This window comes from Psychrobacter sp. TB20-MNA-CIBAN-0197, from assembly GCF_040309765.1.
Classification (GTDB): domain Bacteria; phylum Pseudomonadota; class Gammaproteobacteria; order Pseudomonadales; family Moraxellaceae; genus Psychrobacter; species Psychrobacter submarinus.
Genome location: NZ_JBEOPC010000942.1, coordinates 1 through 257, shown reverse-complemented (window position 1 = coordinate 257; position 257 = coordinate 1). Strand labels below are relative to the sequence as shown.

At 45.5% G+C, this 257-nt stretch carries 1 pseudogene; it reads left to right on the top strand.

Annotated features, from left to right (window positions below):
- A pseudogene (locus tag AAEY83_RS16650) lies at positions 1-257 on the top strand (hypothetical protein); the annotation flags it as partial.

The window sequence follows — 257 nt, the reverse complement described above, 5'->3', positions numbered from 1 at the left end:
ATGTAATGTTTAAGTCTGATCCACCATTAGCTGAAGCAGTTACCAAAACCATTATGCCTGATAAGATAGATGCGGTAGCGATCGTAACCTTAGTAGGCGGTACGGTTGGTGGTTATATTACTTTCTCTGGTGCTCATCGCTTGTTAGAAGCAGGCGTCAGCGGAGAAGAAAACCTAGACTCTGTGACCAGAAGCTCGGTCTCTGGCATTTTGATTGCCTCTGTTATTCGCGTCTTCTTATTCCTTGCTGTCTTGGGC